The organism is Anaerorhabdus sp. (assembly GCF_036637135.1).
Lineage (GTDB): Bacteria > Bacillota_I > Bacilli_A > Erysipelotrichales > Erysipelotrichaceae > Anaerorhabdus.
The window spans coordinates 46,366-68,039 of sequence record NZ_JAVWNC010000004.1; the positions used below are offsets into that span (position 1 = coordinate 46,366).

The 21,674-nt window shown below is 34.3% G+C and carries 23 protein-coding genes and 1 riboswitch; of the genes, 21 read left to right on the forward strand and 2 right to left on the reverse strand.

Translation table 11 applies throughout. The features are described from left to right. The 14 genes from RR643_RS01305 to RR643_RS01370 all read left to right on the forward strand — a co-directional run. Positions 1-262: hypothetical protein (locus RR643_RS01305; protein ID WP_332482085.1), on the forward strand; the 262-nt coding region annotated here is incomplete at its 5' end. Positions 263-400: 138 nt separating this feature from the next. Further along, on the forward strand, positions 401-973 hold the full coding sequence (locus RR643_RS01310; RefSeq protein WP_332482086.1) for a hypothetical protein: 573 nt from the start codon (positions 401-403) through the stop codon (positions 971-973). A 266-nt stretch (positions 974-1,239) separates the two neighbouring features. Further along, positions 1,240-2,277 carry a bifunctional glycosyltransferase family 2/GtrA family protein gene (locus RR643_RS01315; RefSeq protein ID WP_332482087.1) on the forward strand — a complete coding sequence of 346 codons (1,038 nt, stop codon included), beginning with the start codon at positions 1,240-1,242 and terminating at the stop codon, positions 2,275-2,277. A gap of 4 nt (positions 2,278-2,281) precedes the next feature. Further along, positions 2,282-4,510: a glycosyltransferase gene (locus RR643_RS01320; RefSeq protein ID WP_332482088.1), complete on the forward strand. Its 2,229-nt coding sequence runs from the start codon at positions 2,282-2,284 to the stop codon at positions 4,508-4,510. Further along, positions 4,485-6,320: a hypothetical protein gene (locus RR643_RS01325; RefSeq protein ID WP_332482089.1), complete on the forward strand. Its 1,836-nt coding sequence runs from the start codon at positions 4,485-4,487 to the stop codon at positions 6,318-6,320. Before RR643_RS01320 ends, RR643_RS01325 begins: the two co-directional genes overlap by 26 nt. A gap of 1,045 nt (positions 6,321-7,365) precedes the next feature. Further along, positions 7,366-7,767 (forward strand): GNAT family N-acetyltransferase, encoded by a 402-nt coding sequence (locus tag RR643_RS01330; RefSeq protein WP_332482090.1) that lies wholly within the window; start codon positions 7,366-7,368, stop codon positions 7,765-7,767. Positions 7,768-8,055: 288 nt separating this feature from the next. Continuing rightward, a complete protein-coding gene (locus RR643_RS01335) occupies positions 8,056-8,991 on the forward strand; it encodes a DUF3788 domain-containing protein (protein ID WP_332482091.1) in 936 nt (311 codons plus the stop codon). A 515-nt stretch (positions 8,992-9,506) separates the two neighbouring features. After that, positions 9,507-10,028, forward strand: coding sequence for a zeta toxin family protein (locus tag RR643_RS01340; RefSeq protein WP_332482092.1), 522 nt, complete (start codon positions 9,507-9,509; stop codon positions 10,026-10,028). Positions 10,029-10,294: 266 nt separating this feature from the next. Further along, positions 10,295-10,714 carry a DUF3788 family protein gene (locus RR643_RS01345; RefSeq protein ID WP_332482093.1) on the forward strand — a complete coding sequence of 140 codons (420 nt, stop codon included), beginning with the start codon at positions 10,295-10,297 and terminating at the stop codon, positions 10,712-10,714. Between the two features lie 81 nt (positions 10,715-10,795). Continuing rightward, positions 10,796-11,218 carry a bis(5'-nucleosyl)-tetraphosphatase gene (locus RR643_RS01350; RefSeq protein WP_332482094.1) on the forward strand — a complete coding sequence of 141 codons (423 nt, stop codon included), beginning with the start codon at positions 10,796-10,798 and terminating at the stop codon, positions 11,216-11,218. Positions 11,219-11,329: 111 nt separating this feature from the next. Further along, positions 11,330-11,758, forward strand: a complete 429-nt coding sequence (locus RR643_RS01355) for a DUF6323 family protein (RefSeq protein ID WP_332472705.1) — start codon at positions 11,330-11,332, stop codon at positions 11,756-11,758. Further along, on the forward strand, positions 11,736-13,082 hold the full coding sequence (locus tag RR643_RS01360) for a DUF6179 domain-containing protein (protein ID WP_332482095.1): 1,347 nt from the start codon (positions 11,736-11,738) through the stop codon (positions 13,080-13,082). The genes RR643_RS01355 and RR643_RS01360 overlap by 23 nt, the downstream gene beginning before the upstream one ends. Before the next feature lie 67 nt (positions 13,083-13,149). Next, positions 13,150-13,692, forward strand: a complete 543-nt coding sequence (locus tag RR643_RS01365) for a DUF3783 domain-containing protein (protein ID WP_332472707.1) — start codon at positions 13,150-13,152, stop codon at positions 13,690-13,692. A gap of 75 nt (positions 13,693-13,767) precedes the next feature. Then, positions 13,768-14,718, forward strand: coding sequence for an L-lactate dehydrogenase (locus RR643_RS01370; protein ID WP_332482096.1), 951 nt, complete (start codon positions 13,768-13,770; stop codon positions 14,716-14,718). A gap of 24 nt (positions 14,719-14,742) precedes the next feature. Here the strand turns inward: RR643_RS01370 and RR643_RS01375 are convergent, their stop codons facing one another. Continuing rightward, positions 14,743-15,633 carry a carbohydrate kinase family protein gene (locus RR643_RS01375; RefSeq protein ID WP_332482097.1) on the reverse strand — a complete coding sequence of 297 codons (891 nt, stop codon included), beginning with the start codon at positions 15,631-15,633 and terminating at the stop codon, positions 14,743-14,745. A 93-nt stretch (positions 15,634-15,726) separates the two neighbouring features. Between RR643_RS01375 and RR643_RS01380 the strand changes: the two genes are divergently transcribed. Genes RR643_RS01380 through RR643_RS01400 form a run of 5 tightly spaced genes read left to right on the forward strand, consistent with a single transcriptional unit; the run spans position 15,727 to position 19,404 of the window. Beyond that, complete coding sequence (locus tag RR643_RS01380) at positions 15,727-16,269, forward strand: DUF1836 domain-containing protein (protein WP_332470179.1); 543 nt, start codon at positions 15,727-15,729, stop codon at positions 16,267-16,269. Beyond that, positions 16,266-17,201, forward strand: a complete 936-nt coding sequence (locus tag RR643_RS01385; RefSeq protein ID WP_332470180.1) for a carbohydrate kinase family protein — start codon at positions 16,266-16,268, stop codon at positions 17,199-17,201. The genes RR643_RS01380 and RR643_RS01385 overlap by 4 nt, the downstream gene beginning before the upstream one ends. Continuing rightward, positions 17,198-18,112, forward strand: coding sequence for a pseudouridine-5'-phosphate glycosidase (locus RR643_RS01390; protein ID WP_332482098.1), 915 nt, complete (start codon positions 17,198-17,200; stop codon positions 18,110-18,112). Before RR643_RS01385 ends, RR643_RS01390 begins: the two co-directional genes overlap by 4 nt. A 1-nt stretch (position 18,113) precedes the next feature. Then, a complete protein-coding gene (locus RR643_RS01395) occupies positions 18,114-18,602 on the forward strand; it encodes a phosphatidylglycerophosphatase A family protein (protein ID WP_332470182.1) in 489 nt (162 codons plus the stop codon). Continuing rightward, complete coding sequence (locus RR643_RS01400; protein ID WP_332470183.1) at positions 18,592-19,404, forward strand: aminoglycoside N(3)-acetyltransferase; 813 nt, start codon at positions 18,592-18,594, stop codon at positions 19,402-19,404. Before RR643_RS01395 ends, RR643_RS01400 begins: the two co-directional genes overlap by 11 nt. Positions 19,405-19,549: 145 nt before the next feature. On the opposite strand, the gene RR643_RS01405 is transcribed toward RR643_RS01400, so the two are convergent. Continuing rightward, entirely contained in the window at positions 19,550-20,011 is a 462-nt protein-coding gene (locus RR643_RS01405) for a GAF domain-containing protein (RefSeq protein ID WP_332470184.1), read from the reverse strand. 54 nt (positions 20,012-20,065) lie between these two features. Next, positions 20,066-20,156, forward strand: a riboswitch (TPP riboswitch). Between the two features lie 33 nt (positions 20,157-20,189). Here RR643_RS01405 and RR643_RS01410 point away from each other — a divergent pair. Then, the gene (locus tag RR643_RS01410) at positions 20,190-20,750 is read left to right on the forward strand and encodes an energy-coupled thiamine transporter ThiT (RefSeq protein WP_332482099.1); all 561 of its coding nucleotides are present in this window, start codon (positions 20,190-20,192) and stop codon (positions 20,748-20,750) included. 123 nt (positions 20,751-20,873) lie between these two features. After that, on the forward strand, positions 20,874-21,404 hold the full coding sequence (locus RR643_RS01415) for a DUF402 domain-containing protein (protein WP_332470186.1): 531 nt from the start codon (positions 20,874-20,876) through the stop codon (positions 21,402-21,404). The last annotated feature ends 270 nt before the right edge of the window (positions 21,405-21,674 follow it).

Here is a 21,674-nt window from a genome sequence, read left to right on the forward strand (position 1 = left end):
CGAAGGAGAAAACACATCAGTGTCAACGCCACCTCAATCGGATGCTCCAAGCAGTAGACCTGGAGGTGAAGGAACAAATCCCTCAGTATCAACACCGCCTCAAACAGAGGCGCACAACAATAGTCCAATTGGCGAAGGAGAAAACACATCAGTGTCAACGCCACCTCAATCGGATGCTCCAAGCAGTGAAATTGCCGGAGAAAGTAATACTGACACGGTTGATAGAGAAGAAAAACTTGAGTTTTATATGAACGCGTGGTAAAACTACAAATGTGGTGTATACGAAAAGTTTGGATTTTGGGAAGACACCGGAAGGTGTTGGGACGTAGAAAGTATCAACGCAACTAATATAAAAGTGTGTACAGATGGACATGTGGAAAGTAATGGGAAGTGTGAAAAAATGCTTAATTTTGCGGCTGATTACGAGACGGTTTGTATAAACGGGGGAGTTATGCGTAATGGAGACTGCTGGTACCCTCAACCAACCAAAACGCACGCCATTGGTGTTTGTCCAAGTGGATATAAATACTACCGTGCTGGTTTCGGGGGCGAAATCGGCTATTGTAAAGACTTTACGAATAATGTGAAAACTGAAGCAACTTTTACATGCGATGGAATAGTATCTGTTGATAATCCAAAGCTAGCAATAACATCTACACATGCGTATTGTGAAGGGAATTCTTGGTCGTTCTTAGATCCAAATAATCAACCTTTAAGTAAACTTGAGTATTCTTGTCCCGCAGGATATACAGTGGATGGTAGTAGATGCATAGGGATTCACACTCAAGAAATGGATACGGAATTTAGCTGTCCCTACGGATACAGTGTTATTCCCTACGGTAGTTTTGCGATGTGTGGTCCTATTGAAAATATTCGAAAGGACACTCTAACTATAGAATACTATTGTCCAAAAGACGGATTTAAAAATCTCATTTTACAGGGTAATAAATGTTATATTGAAAAATCGCACTAGTGCATAAAGATTACTAGATAAGATAAGCCATTTGTATACAAAATAAATTATATAGAATTAATAGCTTAATTTACTTGGTAATTGAGGATTCTTTATTGTTGTGTATTTAAGGAAAAATGTAAATGGGAAGAGGAATGAGAATTTTAGAATCACCAGCAACTCCAGAGGAAGATTCTTACTTTATATGTAATTAACTAAATTCTATGAAAAGAATTTTAATCCACACTTTAATTTAGTGTAAGTCATCTCAGAAAGAGGTAAAGTTAATGAATGGATTTGTCATCGTTATCCCATCACTTGAACCAGACTATAAACTTATTCAGCTATTACAATCAATTCGACAAACTCAAAGAACAATTCCGATTTATATTATTAATGATGGTTCTAGTGCTGAATACGATGAAGTTTTTCAAGAGTGTCTTAATTATCAAGTCACTTTATTAAAACATGAGGTTAATCTTGGTAAAGGGGCAGCCCTTAAAACAGCCATGCGTCATATCCTAAATGAGCGGTCGGAAATTGAATTTATGGTAACCATTGATTCGGATGGTCAGCATACTGTTTCTGATATGCTAGCCTGTATTCAAGCTGCCAAACAAAACTCTCAAGCTCTTATTCTAGGAACACGTACTTTCTTGCGGGGTGTTCCCATGAAAAGTAAGTTTGGTAATGTCTTAACGCGCAATGTATTGAACCTAGCAACCGGTATTAATATAGAAGATAGCCAAACAGGGTTGCGCGTTATTCCACGTTACTTTATGCCAGCGTTACTACGAGTAAAAGGGGAACGTTTTGAATTTGAAACTCAGATGCTTTTAGCGACAAAAGTACATAAAATCCCGATTGTGATGCAAGCAATAGAAACGATTTATATCGAGGATAATAGTTCTTCCCATTTTCGAGTGTTTTCTGATTCGATTAAAATTTATAGCGTGTTTGTTAAATATTTTCTGTCGTCTGTTTTGTCTTTTCTATTAGATATACTAGCGTATTCTTTGCTTATTCGTTGGTTAGTTGGGGTAAATTTAGGAACTATTTCAATTGCCTCCTTTGCCGCACGTTCAATTTCTTCTAGCTTTAATTATTATATTAACAACAAGCATGTTTTCAGTAGTCAGTCCACATCGAGTTTGATGAAATATTTCTCTTTGGTAATTATCCAGATTGGCGCTTCGAGTGGGTTGGTTTATTTAATAACCCAGTTTCTAAGAGTATCAGATACGGTCTGGGTTAAAGTCTCTGTCGACAGTGCATTATTTTTAGCTTCTTTCTTTATTCAGAAATATTTTGTTTTCAAGGAGTAAGCCTATGAACAAGAAGTATCGGATTTTATTTATTTTAACCTTAATCACTTCGATTTTGTATATTGTTTGGCGGGCAGTGGCTACCTTGCCTTATAAAGAGTCTTGGTTTGCTATATTATTTGGCATCCTTTTATTAATATGTGAGGCCATATCAAGTCTTACCGCTGGAATCTTTATCTGGAGTAAATTTAAAGCCAAGGAAATTGCTAAGCCTATAATCTCGGACCAAGATTTTTTAGATATAGATGTTTTTATTGCGACACATAATGAAGATGTGGAGTTATTATATAAAACGGTGAATGCTTGTGTGAATATGAAGTATCCCGACAAGTCTAAGGTCCATATTTATTTAGCGGATGATACAAATCGAAAGGAAGTGTTCCACTTAGCTCAACAATTTAACATTCATTATCTTGGAATGGAGGAGAATAAGGAAGCTAAGTCGGGGAACTTAAATCATGCCATGTCTAAGACTCAGTCACCACTGATTGCGACTTTTGATGCCGATATGATACCCTATTCTAATTTTCTCTTAGAAACAGTCCCTTATTTTATCAACCAAAAACAAGATGACAAGCCTTTAGGTTTCGTCCAAACGCCACAGAGTTTCTATAATCCTGACTTGTTTCAATTTAATTTTTATTCGGAAAACGACTTACCTAATGAACAAGATTTCTTTTCTCGGGAAGTTAATGTCTTGAATAATGCTCATGATGCAGCGGTTTATACGGGGTCAAATACAGTCTTATCGCGCCAGGCTATCGAAGAGGCGGGCGGATTTCCAACGGATACAGTGACGGAAGACTTTGAATTGGGTGCCTTGATTAACAGCATGGGTTATCGGTCAATTTCCACTTTAGAACCGTTGGCTAGTGGGTTGACTCCTATGGATATTTCGACAATGTTTAAACAACGGATTCGGTGGGCCAGAGGAGTGGTTCGAAGTATCAGTAATCTAAAAATATTCACCAATAAAAATTTGACTTTGGGACAGAAGATGGTCTTTATTAATAGTTATTTATATTGGTGGTCCTTCCTTAGACGAATTATTTTCATCCTGGCTCCGATTCTTTTCACCGTCTTCGATACCCGGGTTGTAGATACTAATATTTGGCAGTTGTTGGTATTCTGGTTGCCGGGTTATTTCTTGCTTCAGCTGTCCATGCGTCTAGTTGCTAGTGATATTCGAACAGCCAGTTGGGGTGAAGTGCAAGAAACTATCCTTGCGCCCTATATGGTGATGCCTGTAATATTGGAAAGTCTTGGTTTGCGGGAACAGAAGTTTAAGGTAACCAGTAAGGCCAATCAGGATTCCTCCGCTCGAGCGCTGTTGATGCTACCACATCTTATCTTGTTGATACTATGTATTGTTGGTTTTATTCGTTTTAATTTCAATAAATACGGGTCAGAAATTGCCTATGGGAGTGTAGTTTCATTTTGGCTTTTGGTTCATATTTTTAATCTTACTTTTGCTGTGCTCTTTTTTCTAGGGCGTCCAATTTATCGGAAGGAAGAGCGTTTTGCGCGTGATTTACCTATTCGAGTAAGGGCTGCAGGTTTAAGTCTGTGGCATGAAACAGTAATTCGTGATATTTCAGATATGGGTTTGTCTTTTCTATTAAAGCGTCCAGTTTATATCAATCCTGATCAGATTTTAGAGTTTCAATTAAAGCGTGACGACCATGATTTGCTTTTAAGAGGCAAAATTGTTCGAGTCATTGAACAGAAAGGGGCTTGGCTCTACGGGGTCCATTTAGAAGAAATGACTGAGGAAGATTATCGGATTTATCTGCAGATCATTTATGATGGTTTCAATCAGCTTTTACCGCGCTTTAGAGATCCTTGGTGGACACCAATTGATCGCTTGTCGAACACTTTGGTTCACCATTTTAAGCGGTCGCAAACAAAGGATTCTATCAAACTTCCAACACGACCGTTAATTAAGTTGAATGAGCGGGTTGACTTAGGGGACTACCATGTTATCCTACAAAGTTTTGATTACGAAAATATGACGATCTTTTCCAACGCAGGCAATCCAATGCCGGATCATTTGGTGCTTAACTTATCTAGCATCGATTTTGAGTTAGTTTTAGACAAGAAGCAGGGTGAGATCTATTATTATAAGTTGGAAAACTTAGAAGAGGTCCTAGCGGATGAAAACTTAGAGTCTTTAATAGATAGTTGGTTAGAAAAAGGGGAGGAAGGCAATGTTACTAATTTTGTTACGCTTTAGTTTATTTCTGCTTTCCCTTTATGGGGGAAGATGCTTTTTTCTTAATCAATTAAAAATTCACAAAGCTTTTGCCCTCTTGGCTTTTAATTGTAGCCTCATCTTAAGTTTGTATATAGCGGCTTTTGTTGGTTATTTAGAGCCGGTGGCAGATATCATTTTCGTCTTGTCAACCCTTTATGGTTTCTACCATTTAATTCTACTTTTGCGTCATAGGAAATTTAATATCAATGACTATTTTTGGCCGTCCTTGTGGATGCTCTTTTATATCTTTATTCTAGGGACCAATTTGTGGCAGACTAATTTAGAACACTACGATAATTTCTCTCATTGGGCAATAATTGTAAAATATTTGTTTACTCAAGGGCATTTACCGACAATCCAAGATTCTATTATTTCTTATACTTCCTATCCTATGGGGAGTTCACTTTTTGTTTATTATGCAGTAAGGGTTGCTGGTTTCTATGATAATGTTATGTTATTAGGGCAATTCAGCTTGATTGTTTCTGGCCTTTATGGCATGTTTGCCATGATTCGTGACCGGTCCCGGATTATGCTGGTCAATCTGATGATGGCAGCTATAGCTCTTATGAATTACTTCAATATATCGATTCGCATGAATAATCTCTTGGTAGATTTTATTTTGCCTGTTCTTGCATTGGCTGGGATTGCGATTGTTTACAGCCAACGACATGATTTACGCCGGATGTCCTTTTTAGTTTTCTTAACTACGTCCGTTCTGTGCCTGGTTAAAACGAGTGGCTTGATGTTTGCGGTCTTAGTCTGGATTTATTATCTTATTACGCTTACCCAGGTCCACTCACTTGTCAAAAACAAGGCCAAACTTATCTTGCTGGCTTTAGGAACCTTATTTTTATCTCTATCTCCAATTCTTATATGGAACAACTATGTTAAGGCTACTTTCCCAGTAACAAAGCATGAAGTCAGTTTAATTTCTTACCAATCCATTTTCAATGCCAAAGATTCTTCTGTTATCATAGGCATTTTAAAGAAAATGTGGGCATACTTTTTTAACTTAGCTAATATTTCGAGCCAGGGTTTGTTGGTTTTTAACTTGGTTTTACTTGTCGCTTATTTAATTATTCGATTTAAAATCAAGCGACCAAATTCTCTATGGAAGTTATTAATTCTGGGGAACGCTACATATATTATCTATTATTTTGGGATTTTAATAATGTTTCTATTCTCTATGCCGACTGAGGAGGCTATTCAGCTAGCTGGTATTGAACGCTATACTTCCAGTATGATTATCTTTATTTTTGGGTTAGCTTTTTATGGCTTGGTCAGGGAAATAGATTATTCTTTTAAAGAACAAAATCTAGCTAAGCGTAATTATCGGAGTTTCAGCTCCATTTACAGCAAACAAATTTATCAAATGTCGGCGATTATGTTAGCTTTCTTTGTGGTTTTAATGCTGTTATCTGAAACTAATGGAATGAAATACCATAATCAAAATTTTCATAACTCGATTTCAGCTCAATTTATGGAGGCATCAGGTCATGAATTCCAGCTCAATGATGACCGAGTCCTTGTAGTATCAACAGATATTGATCGCGTAAACAGTTATTATACTGGTTTTGTAGGGAGTTATTATCTCTATTCAGCCAATTTGATAGCGCGAGAAGCCTTCCTCATGGATCTGGATGAATTTGCAGAATATGTTTTCAGCTTTGATAAGCTTGTAATTCTAGAAGACCATATAACATTCAATACCATGATGGAACAGTTGGTTGGCCACAGCTATCCTGTTGGAACTTATGATGTGAGTATTATTAAAGCAAAAGTCCAGTAAGAATCAAAAAACAGAAAAGAAAGTTATTACTATGGCAAAGTCTCGCACGAAAGTTTGTTTGTGTGAGACTTTTCTTTGTAACCCCTTAAACTTTTTCACATGCCTTTCTTGGTGCAAAACTTCCCCCTTAAATAACAAAAGAACTAGATGAATACTTCTTCGTAATAAATCTCGCTTCTATTCTCATCTAAACGAAGTGTCCCCATAATTCACTCCTTATTTCATACACTTCTAGCCCCTCACTAAGGTAAAATCCATTCCTTTTAGTATTTGATCTTAGCGTAATCAATCATTAGAATTCTTCTCAAATCCTACTGTGATGGTGTTGCTGGATTGGAAATGGCTACAACAATTGATATAATTAAATGGATTATGAAGGAGCAATGATGTAAGGAAAAAATAGTCAATTCAATAGTTTTGTTCTTTTGTGCTTTAATAACTGGATACATAAACATATTTAAAGAGATGCCTTATGGGATTATACTCTGAAAGATATGGTATAAGGGCGCCTCAAGAAAAGACATATTCTATTGAAAAAATATGGGATGCATTTGAGGCTTAAAAACTCACTATACAATATTAGATAAGAAACATTTATCAGGAAAAATAATTATCTTATACGTCACCATGAAACTAATAAGATGGATATAACCGATATTCGTTACTATGATTATCTTTTTTAATCGGTGCTTATCACTAGTTGCTTTATCGCTACAATATTTGATATAAGGAAAACAAAGATAACGTGGAATGGCATTTATATAAGCCTTTAATAATGGATATGTTTCCTGAGACAGTCGTATTGGTGTCAAAGATGAAAAATTAAAGGACTAAAGATATCATTGTTCTTAGTACACATGGGTGTGAAATCTAATGTGGGAAAAAGATGATTTTTACGTGTCGAGGAGATAAGTCCTCAAGAGTGTTTTTTGATAGTCAATTGGTCAGGGTAGATGTCATAGCTCCGCGAGTGCTCGGATGAAATGTTTGAGGCAGTTTTCTTGCGGGCTGATTTCAGGAAAAACATAAAATAGGTGGTGGATATATGGAGATTAAGGAATACAGCAAGGACGATGAAACCTTGCTTTTTGATTTGCTCATCGATGAGGGAGATGAGTGGAGTGATTACTATGGGGAAGCCGGTCGGGATAAATACATGAGAGCTCTTGAATCAAGCATCACTTATATAGCTAGCGAGGATACGTTTGTGTGCGGTTTTGTACGCTGTCGGGAAGATGATGGTTTTGGTGTTTATGTATATGATTTACTTGTAAGAAAAACATATCGTGGAAGGCAAATTGGAAAAAGCTTAATGGAACGGGTATGCCAAGATTTTCCTGGTCAACCCGTCTATGTTATGAGTGATGTCGATCCGTATTACGAAAAACTTGGATACCGCAGAGAGGGTTCAATATTTGAGGTAAAAATGAAGACAGATCAAGCATAGAGCTTTAATACTGTCATAGTAAGTTAAAGTATTATGAGGAGGGATTGCTCCCATTCAAAATGAAAGTAAATGAGGGGATAGATTGCTTCACAACTCATTTAGATCAAATTGGTCACGTAGAAACGGTGGTGTTGCTGTCACGAAAAGATAAACACGGTTACAAAATCGCATCTGGCAGACCCTATGAATTCATGATGATTTATGTATTTCAGCTGGAGGATGAATTGAACATTGCGTACGAGGTTAATACTATGGGAACTCGAAGCCTTTGAAAGTGGGAGGTAAATAATGAAGTGGAATGAGTTATTTAAAATAGACCAGATGCCTTCGATTGCGGATATTAGAAATTATATTGGGGAAACAAAGCCTATTTGGGATGAACTGGTTTTATATCTTGAAAAAACCTATAAGCCTAAACGACAGTTGGACTACAGCAAAGACTCTTTACAACCGGGATGGAATGTGAAATACAGAAAAAGCAGGAAGGCCCTTTGCACCTTCTATCCAATGGAGGGCTATTTTATAGCCCTTATTGTTGTTGGACCAAAAGAGGAGGAGAAAGTAAGGCATGATATGGAAGCTGCTCTGTTTTCAGAATCTGTAAAAAAACTCTATGAAAAATCCGCCTATTCGACCATGGGGAGATGGCTGATGATCGAGGTTAAAGATAAATCGGTTCTGAATGATATTAAGCCCTTAATAGGCATCAGGATTATGCCTAAAGAGTTGGAGGCAAATATGAAGACTCTAAATGAGCTAATTAAGGGGTATACACATCATTTGCAACAGGGAGAAATACAAATTGCATACAAAGGAATTTTTGAGTTTTTAAGCAGATTAAGAACCGAGTTTATTAGAAAATACACTCATTACGATGTGAGCAGTGTATATCAAGGCTACATGGATATGTCTTATTTTTCATTGAGCACAAAATCGCTAAAGGATAAAGGTTTAAAAATAGCCATTGTTTATGTACACAAAAAAGGAAATTTTGAAGCATGGCTTTCAGCTCGGAACAGAGATGTTAGAAAAAGTTACATGGGTAGTCTTAACAGTAATATTTATGGTGAGGACCTAAATTTTTTCCACGATAATAATAATTCAGATGCTATCATTGAATGCATCTTGACGAACACACCAAATTTTGACGATCAAACTTCATTGATTGAAATTATCGATCAAGGTGTGGAAAAATTCGTAAAGAAAATAAATGATTCCTTGTAAAAAAACTCTAAATCTAGCTGTATGCGTACTTTCACAGTATTATGAGGAAGCATAGCGGCGATTCTAAAAGAAAGTTCAAGTCTCGAAAAGTTCTAAGAACCTCGAAAGGGTTGAGGTAATTCGGCATACCTCAAAATAACAAATAAATGGTCGAGGTGTTGCCACTAACGTAAGATATAAAAATTTTTTTCTGGGCATCATTTAAAAAGACTCAGGCATGTAGTGACAGTGGGATAGATGTCACATAGAAAACCATGCTATCATTGGATGTTTAGACTACATCTAAATCGGCTACTCTCTGCACGTGGAGTGTGTTGTCAGCCTGATTCGAAAATAAGTATTCAACTGGAGATAAGTATATTTGATATCAAAGTAAATAATGAACGTGCAGTGCAGTTCCGAAAATGGGCAGGACAGGCTGTTTATGTCTGACTATGAGAGATATTTACTTGAGTTGGAAGAGAAAGTTAGAGAAGAGTAAACGGGAAATTTGAATTTTACAGGGAGGTTAGATTATGATTATTTTGATAGCAGGAGCTTCACATACAGGAAAAACAGCATTGTCACAGAAGCTGCTTGAAAAATATAAATATCCATATTTTTCAATAGACCATTTGAAGATGGGTTTAATAAGAAGTGGCAACACGGAACTTACCCCAACAAGTGATGATTCAGATTTAACAGCATATTTGTGGGCGATTGTTCGTGAAATGATTAAGACAGCAATAGAAAATAAGCAGAATTTGATTGTGGAAGGCTGTTATATTCCATTTGATTGGGCGAAAGATTTTGAAAAAGAGTATCTTGATAGTATCAAATATTATTGTCTTGTAATGAGTGAGGATTATATTAGAAATAATTTTGCAGATATAAAAAGCTATGCAAGTATAATCGAAAGTCGTTTTGATGATGTTTGTTGTACTTTGGATTCAGTGATAGAAGATAATAGGCAAGTCTTGGAACACGCCATCGCACACGAAGTTAATTATATACTTATTGATGACGAGTACAAAATAGATATTGATTTAGAGAGATAAATTTCAATTTCACAGACATATTCCCACAAACGACTCAATTACAAAAAGGCTATGGACTTGTTTCCGTAAACGGTAAAATAGTAACGACATTGAGCCTGTCGTATCGACACATGTGGAATGTGTGGTTAAGCTAATTAGAATTATGTCATAAACGGCAAGGTATAAAATTTCAATAAATAAGAAAAGTATATGCGTGTTAGTGATTAAGAACTTGAAGACTCGAAAATAGATATGTTACAAATTAATCACAAAGGAGAAATAGGATCATGTCTAAAAGTATATTTGATGATAAATCATCGAAACCAACAGAATTAGAGTTACAACAAGTGTTAGGGAAACAAAATAAGGAATGGCAGGGGTTTATAAATTACATTCAAGAGAATTATGGTAATATAATAAAGGAATGGAAATTCTACAGTAAAAGTGCAGGCTGGTGTTTAAGGGTATCTGAGAATAAAGGAAGAAACATTGTATTCTTATTGCCAAACAAAGACTACTTTATTGTGACAATTAATTTTGGAACAAAAATAGTAAATGATATTTTAAAAAGCAGGGTAGCAGATATAAATAAACAAAAGGTGATGGATGCAAAAGTCTATATGGAAGGCATTTCAATATTGATTGAGGTTAGAAATAATAAAGATTTAGATGATATAAAAATGATTTTGTCTATTCGCGATAAATAAATACAAGGAATTAAAAATTTATTTGATTCCATCGGTATTCAGTTTAAGTTGAATGTTTAATGTTGACGGGGGTAAATAATAGTGAATCATGAATATGCAGCAGGGGCGATTCTATATACAATGATAGAACATCATCCTTATTTTATTTTGGTACAAGAAACAGATGGACATATTGGGTTTCCAAAAGGACATATTGAATTAAATGAAACCGAAGAAGAAACAGCATTAAGAGAAGTATTAGAAGAAACTTCTATTAATGCGAAAATTATTCCAGGATTCTATCAAAAAGTTCAATATGAGAAAGAATATAATGTGATGAAACATGTCACGTACTTTCTTGCATATTATGAGCATCAACAAGAAGCGAAGCAACAAAATGAGATTGATCAACTATACTTATTATCGTATGAAGAATCAATCCAAAAATTAACATATGAAAATTCAAAGGAATTATTAAAATTAGCAATACATGAAATAAAAGAAGAGAATTCATCAAATAAATGATAGATTCTCTTCTTTTTACATGTTTATATTACCATAAAATAAGCTTTTTTTCAAGAGTTGTAACGGGTTGTTAGTGGTGGTATAACTAGTGGACATAGTCGGAGGAGATATATGGAACTTCAAAAAAACGAAGAAGTAAGTTTCTCAATTTCAACAATCAATGAGTATTTATTGACCAAGGGATTCGAATTAACAGAAGAAGAGATAGATGATTTACAACGTTATCAAAAAGAAGTATTGAATCATTTAGAATGTCTAGAATTTGATGACAATAAGCTATTTTCAATCATTATGCCTTATACGTTATCTCCTTATTTAAGTTATGCAAATAAACTAGAAGTGCTTAAAGCATCAATTTTAATCTATTATAAAATCCGGATGGAATTTGATTGGCATTTAGATGATGAGGATTTGGTGAAGATTTGTTATAAGGAATATATAGAACATTTTGGTGTCTTGGAAAAAGACTTAATCCAATCTATTATTCAAAATTTGAAGAAAGAAGGGTATTCTAATCGTGACAATATTAACGGCGAATAATGCGAGTCAACTAAATATCTTACAAACTATTGAATTATGTAGAACAAATCAATCCATATCAACAAATCGTTACAAAGAATTATTATTGGAACTCAAGTACTTATCAAAAAATTTAGTATTAAAGTTTAATCATAAAAAGAGTAGTTCTATTTCTAAAGAGAATTATACAAAAGTCATCGATACAATTAGTTACTATGTGAACCATAGTTTGTTTAATGCAGATGATCTAGGCATTGAAAACATCGAGTTTTACTATACAAAAGGACAACTAGAAATAAATCATGATATTAATGAAATCAAAAACATACATGAACAATTATTGAAACATCGACTTAGAATCAATAATGAGCGTTATAATAGCATTTTGGATGAACAAGTTCCACGATTCCTAAAAACACTAGATACGTATCGTGGTGAATTTTGTGTTTGTCACACCAATGAGGATCTTGACTACCCACTTATTGATGGTCTACCCCTTGATCATGATATGTATGGGAGTGATGGTACGGATTTAGTTCGTTATTATTTAACACGATTCAAAATTGAAAATGATTTTTGTTTTCTATTTGGTAAACAAGTTAACGAATTAATTAAGATGTATGAGGTGTGTAAAGATATTGAAATTGAATTATTAAATATTAATATATGTGAGTTATGTCTTATTCAATACGTTGCGAATCGCATGATGATGAAAGATGATTTACTTTTAAGTCAAAGCGAAAATAACATGATAAAAATGTATGCAACTCGATATCATTTAAAGATAGAAGAAATTTTTAAAGAAATGTTTCAAATGTTTTCTAAAGAAATCGGTCTGTATCTAAATTTATTTAAGAAAACAATTGAGTCTCAGTTCGAAATGTTTTACCAAGAAGATACTGAACTACTCGTTTATGAAAAAATCGTTGATGAGAAGTTCAATGTGATTTTGACAGAAACTGATGATTCGACAAATTTTACAAAATTATTAGATAATTTGCGAGTCATGAATGAAATAAAGGATAGAATTCGTTATTTAACTGAATATCAAGTGGGATTATTGGATCTTTTGGATTTATTTGAAAATGATATATTCTATAATGATGAGTATTTACTATACTATCAATCCTGTACAAGTGATCAACTTGCACTATTTGTGAAAGTAGCAATTCCAGATATAGGTAAGTTTAATATGAAGATTAAATTGGATGAAAGATGTTTTAGCGAACTTGATAAATCAATTCCTTGGCAAAATTATTTGATTCAACATCTTAAAACACTAGACAATTCTAGACTACAAGAAATAGAAACCATTTTATCGAAGATAAAATTAACAATACTCTAATAAAAGCATCCTACTTATCAAAACAAAATAGTATGATAGAATAAAGTTAATATTAGAGGAAAAGAAGATGAAAAAAATAAGATTATATGGATGTCCGAAAGAAATGGTGGAATCATACAAAAATCTTTCGTCATTAACAAAAGTGAATGTATCAACAATCCGTGATGAAGACTTAAATAAAACACTTGAAGAAGTATTCATTGAAGAATCTGTTTTTGAAGAAAATAGTATTTATGAAGAAATGTTTATGATCATGCAAGGATTTACAACAGAAACAATGATGGATTTTTTAAATAAACTAAAAGAAATGGATGTTCCTTTTGGTGGTATAAAAATTATGCAAACAGAACACAATAAAACGTGGAAACTATTGGATTTGTTGAATGAAGTAAAAAAAGAACATGAGTTATTTCAAAAAAGTGAAGTTTTGAAACAAGTTATCATGTCTACGAGTAAAGTGAGTTTGCATTCCTTAAGTGAAAAGAAACAAATAGAATTTAAAGAACAATTAATGAAATCTTACATGATTCTACAGTCACCAGAAAGAACATTAGATCAAGTAGAATCTTGTATACGTGATTGTCTAAGCTTATTGAAGGAAATTCAATAAGTTTTTTTCTTTGCAAGGGTAGTACGTGGTTGTGAAATAGTATATAATTACTAACAAGTAACGGAGGGGAAATTAATGAACGAAAAAAGAAAAGTAGTACTTGTAGGAACAGGTTCTGTTGGAATGAGTATGGCATATAGTTTTTTAACTACGGGTGGTCTTGATGAATTAGTATTAATTGATGTTAATAAGGAAAAAGCAATTGGTGAAGCGATGGATTTACAACATGGGCTTCCTTATGCACGTCATAATATTACAGTAAAAGCAGGTGAATACGCAGATTGTAAAGGTGCACAAATTGTTGTGATTACGGCTGGTGTTACACAAAGACCAGATGAAACAAGAATTGATTTAACTGCACGCGATACTGTTATTTTAAAAGATGTAACTGAAAATGTGATGAAGAATGGATTTGATGGCATTCTTGTTGTCGCAAGTAATCCGGTTGATGGTATGGCATATGTTGCTCAAAAGGTTAGTGGATTACCAAGTCATCGTGTAATTGGTACGGGTACTTTATTAGATACTGCGCGTTTGAGATTTATGATGAGTGAATACTTAACAATTTCAACGAGTAATATTCATGCCTATATTATGGGAGAACATGGAGATACAAGTTTTGTACCTTGGAACAATGCTTATGTTGGATGTAAACCGTTGTTAGAATTATTAGATGAGAAGAAAAGCGACTTAAGTGATCTTCATGATATCTATACACAAGTTCAACAAGCAGGTTATGAAATTGTTAAGCGCAAGCATTCAACACATTATGGTATTGGTTTATCGCTAAATCGTTTAGTTCAAGCAATCTTAAATGATGAAAATGTAATTCTTACAGTATCGGCATATCAAAATGGTGAGTATGGACATAAGGGATTGTATATTGGTGTCCCTGCGGTAGTTAATAGAGAAGGTATACGTGAAATTGTGAAACTTGGTTTAAATGAAGTTGACCAAGCTAAATTTGATAAGAGTTGCGAAACTTTGAAACAAATTAATCATGAAACAATAGACCCACTACTATAAAAATAAAAAAATAAGGAGATTTCCTTATTTTTCTTTTAGTTTAAGACGACCACCTGGATGTGTTGTTGCGAGTGCACCAAAACGTGATGCGATTTCTAAACTTTCCTTGGTGGATAAGTTATCCATAATACTTGATATAAATGCTCCTACAAAACTATCGCCTGATCCGGTAGTGTCGATTGGCTCAACATCAATACTAGGTATTGATAGTATGTTTTTATCAAGATAGGTAATAGATCCTTGTGCGCCACATGTCTTAATTATAATTCTTAATTCGGGACTGAGTAAATCGGTGATATGAGATAACTTTAGTCGTTCTATAAGAATTTCAATTTCATGTTCATTTCCTTTTATAATAGAAGAGCATTCAACACATTCACGTAATAAGTTGATTTCAATTTGATCAACAAGAGAACCTAAATCAAATAACACATGTTTCCCTTGGTGAATCATTCTCATTAAATAAGGAACAATTTTTTGTGATTCATCTTTGTAAGTAAGGAAAATACCAGATAAGTAAATCCAATCGGTTTCTTCGATTACCTCTAAAGGAATATTATCTTCGTTAAAATGTCCTTCAATTCCGTTGTATGTTAAAAATGTTCTCTCCTTTGTAGAATCAATAAGAATTGTACAAGTTCCTGTTTGTCCTTGGAGCTCATAAATACAGCGGCAATCAAACCCTTCAGTTTGCAATTCGTTTTTATATTGTGAATATACAGAATTACCAAGTGCGGAATAAATTACAGGTTCTTTACCACAACGTTTTAATACAGTTGCAACATTGAGACAAGATCCTCCAAGTTGAACTTGTTTCGATTTAATAAGTATATCTTCTCCTGATTGAGGGAGATGGTCGCATTCTAGTATTTCATCGATACAACAACCACCCAATAAGAGTACATGACGTTTCATCTTAGTTCCTACTTTCTTCCAATATTATAGCGAAAAATAGCGAAATTTGTTAGAGAAGTATGATAAAATATAAGAAATTAGCGAGGGATTATAATGAATAAAGAGTTGGAATTGTGGAGTGAACAAATTAATGCTGTACATTTACCACGATGGGAAGAACTTCCTGATATGGATTTATATAAAGATCAAGTTATTACTTTGATTGAAAAATATGTGGGTAATTTGATTGAAGAAGATAAAATCTTAACTCCATCGATGATTAATAATTATGTAAAATGGAAGATGATACCAGCACCGAATAGAAAGAAACAGTATAATCGTGTTCATTTCGGATACTTAATTGCAATAACTATTTTAAAACAAGTAATGACAATTCAAGAAGTTAAGGATGGTATTCTTTTTCAAGCGAATTTAACAGGGACGCATCGGGCTTATAATTTCTTTTGTGAGGAACAAGAACATGCACTTAAACAAGCGATGGCAATGATTAATCCAAGTTTAAAGGATGATACGCGTATTACAGTAATTCAAGAAGATGAAATAGCGTTGAAAATGGCTGCATTAGCTTTTGCGAATAAAACAGTTGCTTCTAAGAAAGTAAAACTTCAACAAGAAAGTTTGAAAGGTGAAGTATGAATAGAGTATTTGTAATTGGGGGAGCCAATGTAGATATTTGTGGAGCTAGCTTTAAACCTTTACAAATGTATGATTCAAATCCTGGAGTTATTACAACATCGTTTGGTGGTGTTGGGCGCAATATAGCAGAGAATTTGACGCGGTTAGGTAAAGAGGTTTACTTCATATCTATATTTGCGGATGATTTATATGGGATACAGTTAAAAAAGCATTGCGAAGATGTCGGGATGAATTGTTCATTATCAAAGGTTGTACACGATGCTAGGTCTTCGATCTATTTAGCAATATTGGATGAAAAACATGATATGCATTTAGCGATGAGTGATATGGACATTCTAAATCATATGGACAATGTGATGTTGGCATCAATCTTACCTCAAATAGAAGAAGATGACTTACTCGTGATTGATACCAATTTGAGAAAAGATTTAATTGATTATATTACGACAAACACACGTGCTAAAATTGCGATTGATCCAATTTCTACTGCAAAAGCGGATAAAGTGAAAGGGATTCTCAATCGATTTTCAATCTTTAAGCCGAATAAATATGAATCGACAATTTTTACGAATATCAAAATTACTGACGAAGCATCAGCTATTGCGACGCTGGATAACTATTTAAATCAAGGTGTAGATGAACCAATCATAAGTCTTGGAGAAGATGGTGTTCTTGCAGCGGATAAAAACCATAAAATATGGGTAAGACATAAAATGGTAGATGTAGCAAATGCAACGGGTGGAGGAGATGCGTTCTTAGCCGCCTATATCTATGCAAGAATGGATGGTAAAATGATTGATAATGCAGTAGAATTTGCGATAGCAGCAGCGGTGAATACAATTACATGCATTCATACTGTGAATCCTGAATTATGTGTTAAACTAATAGAAGAAACAATTAAAACATTAGAAATCGAGAGGAAAATATTATGATGATTAGAATAAATCCTGAAGTACAAAAAGCATTAGAAAATAACCAACCAGTTGTAGCGTTAGAATCAACTATTATTTCTCATGGTATGCCATATCCCCAAAACGTGAAAACAGCATTGGAAGTTGAAGGGATACTTCGTGAAAAAGGTGTAGTACCAGCAACGATTGGAATTATTGATGGAGTAGGTGTTGTTGGAATGACACCGGAAGAAATTGAAGAATTTGGTAAACGCCAAGGTATTATAAAAGTATCACGCCGTGATTTGCCTGTAATTATGGCAAAAAAATTGTGGGGAGCAACAACTGTTGCGACAACCATGATTTTTGCAGCAAAAGCAGGTATTGAAGTATTTGTAACAGGTGGCGTTGGTGGAGTTCATAGAGGTGCTCAAGAAACATTTGATATTTCTGCAGATCTTCAAGAGCTTGCGCATACCAATGTAACTGTTATTTGTGCAGGAGCTAAAGCAATTTTAGACTTACCTTTAACACTTGAATACCTTGAAACATTCGGTGTTCCAGTATTAGGTTATAAAACAAAAGAACTTGCAGCATTTTACACAAGAACATCTGGACTTATGGTAGATTACCAAATGGACAGTGAAAAAGAGATTGCGGAAGCAATTTTAGCAAAACGTGAAATGGGACTTGATGGTGGAGTTCTTGTGACAAATCCAATTCCCGAAGAATATGCAATGAATAAAGAAGAAATGGATATCGCGATTAATTCGGCGATTGAAGAAATGAATAAACAAGGAGTTCATGGAAAAGATTCAACACCATTCTTGCTTGCGAAGATTAAAGAATTAACTGGTGGAAAGAGCTTAGATTCAAATATTCAACTTGTGTTTAATAACGCACGTGTTGGTGCTCAAGTTGCGATTGAACTATGCCAATTAAGAGGTAAATAAAATGTACGATGTTTGTGTTCAACTATTTCGCGATCGCGGAGTAGAGCTTGAAGACATTGCGGACTGTGCGAAACTTTTGCAAAAAGATTATTACCCAGATTTAACGCTTGAAGAAGTTATGGATGCAGTGAAACAAGTCATATCGAAGCGTGAAGTTCAACATGCAATAGTTACTGGTATTAATATGGATATAATGGCAGAACAAGGTAAACTTCAAACAAAAGAATTAGAATCAATTTTAATGCAAGACTATTCACTCTATGGAGTAGATGAAGTTCTTGCGTATGGTATATGTAATATTTACGGTTCAATTGCATTAACAAATTATGGTTATATTGATCGTGTTAAGCCAGGGATTATTGCAAAGCTTAATAATCATATAGGCCCTCAATGCAATACATTTCTAGATGATATAGTAGGTGCAATTGCAGCAAGTGCTGCAAGTAGGATTGCACATGGTAAGGAAAAAGGGGATAGCGGTGAAAAGTAAGAAGATTGTGACAACAGTATTAACAAAGAAAGACTTGATGAAACATTTCATTGAACTTGGGATAAAACCCGGTATGATTTTAGAAGTTCATGGATCATTATCAAGTTTTGGTTATGTTGTTGGAGGAGCTCAAACGGTTGTGGATGCATTAATTGATGTTGTTGGTTATAGTGGGACTATCCTTATGCCGATGCATTGTGGTAATAACACAGAACCAACGTTTTGGGAAAATCCACCTGTTGAAATAGGTCTTGCTGATACAATACGTGAAAATACACCAGCATTTCATAAAAAAGAATCTGAAGTTTTGATGATGGGTGTTATTGTCGAAAACTTAAGAAGAAGAGATGGTGCTGTTATTTCGAATCATCCAAACAGTGCTTATGTTGCTTGGGGTAAATATGCAAAATTATTATGTAATCGACATTCGCTACATTTTTCATTATCTGAAGAATCGCCAACGGCTAGATTATATGAACTTAAGGGACATGTGCTATTGCTTGGTGTTGGCTTTAACAATTGTACAGCAATGCATTTAGCTGAATACCGTTCTGATTGTCGTCCTATCTTACTTCAAGGTGCTTCAGTTGAAATAGAAGGCAGAAGAGTATGGAAAAAATACTTGGATATTGATGTAGATAGTGATGAATTTGTTTTAGTTGAATTAGAACTAAAAGAAAAAGGTGCATTACGAGAAATGCGCATCGGAAATTCGGATGTAAAATTATTTAGAGCCGATGTTGCAATTGATGAGATGGTAAGGTGCTTTGAAAATCGTAGTCGATATGAAATATATCGGTAAATAAATCTTGAACAGGATATTGATTATCCTGTTTTTCTTTTGAATAGGGCATTATTGTGCTAAATCAAGGATGTCTTCCATTTTGTTGATAATTTTAATTGGTCAATCAATGGAGTAATATTCATGGAATTATAAAAAAAGAAGCTTATTCCCAGTTGTGGGTAATATAAGCTTCACTTATTAAATGACAAATCAATTCAAATTCTTTTGCGTCATTATCATTAAAACGATAAAGAGATGGAGAATCAATGTCTAATAATGCGACAACTTGATTATTAACATTGATGGGAATAACTAATTCACTCTCTGATGCACTATCGCAAGCAATATGTCCTTCGAATTCGTGGACATTCTTAATTACTTGTGTTTCTTTTGTAGATGCAGCTTTACCACATACACCTCTATTTAATGGGATGTGTGTGCACGCTACTTTACCTTGGAATGGTCCAAGCACTAATTCGTTATTGATTTGGAAATAAAATCCAACCCAATTGATATTCGTAAGTGTTTCATTTATACAAGCGGATATATTAGAAAGTGCTGCAATTTGATTGGGTTCTTCTAATAATGCTTTTACTTGTGCATTTAACAATGGATAATCAGTCATAATTAACTCCTTTATTCTAGTATTGTATCATATTATCATCAATGATATAATGAAGACCGTGAACAGGGGTGCACATTGTGCTGAGAGTTAACCCTTATCACCTGATCTAGTTAATACTAGCGTAGGGAGTTCTTAAGTTTTTATCCTTACGCCTTTGAACAATCGGAGGTGTTTTTTTATGAAAATTAACGTTAAAGATCTTAGCTACATGGCATTATATGTAGCATTATCAGTAGTATTGGAGTATGTGAGTAAGTTTATACCTATACTTCAAATGCCAAGTGGAGGGAGCATTACATTAGGATTATTGCCTGTGTTTATGGCTTCGTATCATTTGGGATGGAAAAAAGGTTTCGGGGTAGGATTGATGTGGTGGTTAGTTTCGTCACTTATGGGATTGAATGAATGGTATTTAAATCCTATTCAATATTCACTTGATTACATTATACCTGCAGCAATTTGTGGACTTGCTAGTTTATTCCCAAAAATAGGAAAAGTTTCTAATCTATATGTAGGGATGATAATAACGATGTTTGCAAGATTTGCAGGACAAGTGGTTTCTGGTGTTTATTATTGGCCAGCTAATGAAGTTGCGGGAAGTAGTGGAGCATGGATTTATTCGTTGGGGTATAACTTCGGTTATAATTTCGTAACACTTATTATCGCTGCCATTCTTGTGCCACTACTGGTACATCGATTGAACGCAACAGAACGTTTTAAGTTTGTTGGAGTAAAATAAATTTAGAAACAAGGTATTAACTCACCTTGTTTTTATTTTCTAAATATTTAAATCATGATATGTATTGTGATATAATGAACGAGGTTTTATTTGGGCTAAATGATTTTGGAAGGAGAATAGTATATGTTACCTACAATTGGGTCGATGGTATATATTCAAAGTTTCAAACATGATGGGTCCTTACATCGCACATGGGCTAAAGGGTTCGTGATTGAAGCGAATGATAAACAAATTGTTGCGGTTACAAACAAAACGTGGGTTACAGAGGCAGATGGACGTAAATGGTTTACACGTGAGCCGGCAATCTGTTTCTTCTATCCAGACAGATGGTTTAATATTATTACGATGATTCGAAAGACAGGTATTTATTATTATTGTAATTTGGCTTCTCCAAGTTTGTATGATGGTGAGGCGATTAAAAACATTGATTATGATTTAGATATTAAACTTTACCCAAGTGGCTTAATTGAGATATTGGATGAAGATGAATATGAAGAGCATGGTCAACAAATGAATTATTCCAATGATATTAAAACAATTGTTGAAGGACAAATGCAAGATTTGATTCGCAGAATAAAAGAGATGGAAGATCCCTTTAATGATGAAACTATTAATCGTTATTACAAGATGTATCAAAAGATGCAGAAACAATAGCACACTGGTTGTGCTTTTTGTTTGAAAAATCGAAAAATATATATAGGTGATTTAGTAGTCTAAACCTTTATATATAAGGAGTTTTTATAGATAGAAATAAAAAGTCGAAAAAAGTTTAAAAAAAGTTCAAAAAGTTGTTGACAGTAACCGGGTGGTTTGTTATTATAGTTAAGCACCTCACAGGTGTAACAAACTGCTAAACACTGCTAAGTGTTAGCGAACGATCTTTGAAAACTAAATAGGAAATTAAACAACGAACGTCAATTTAAA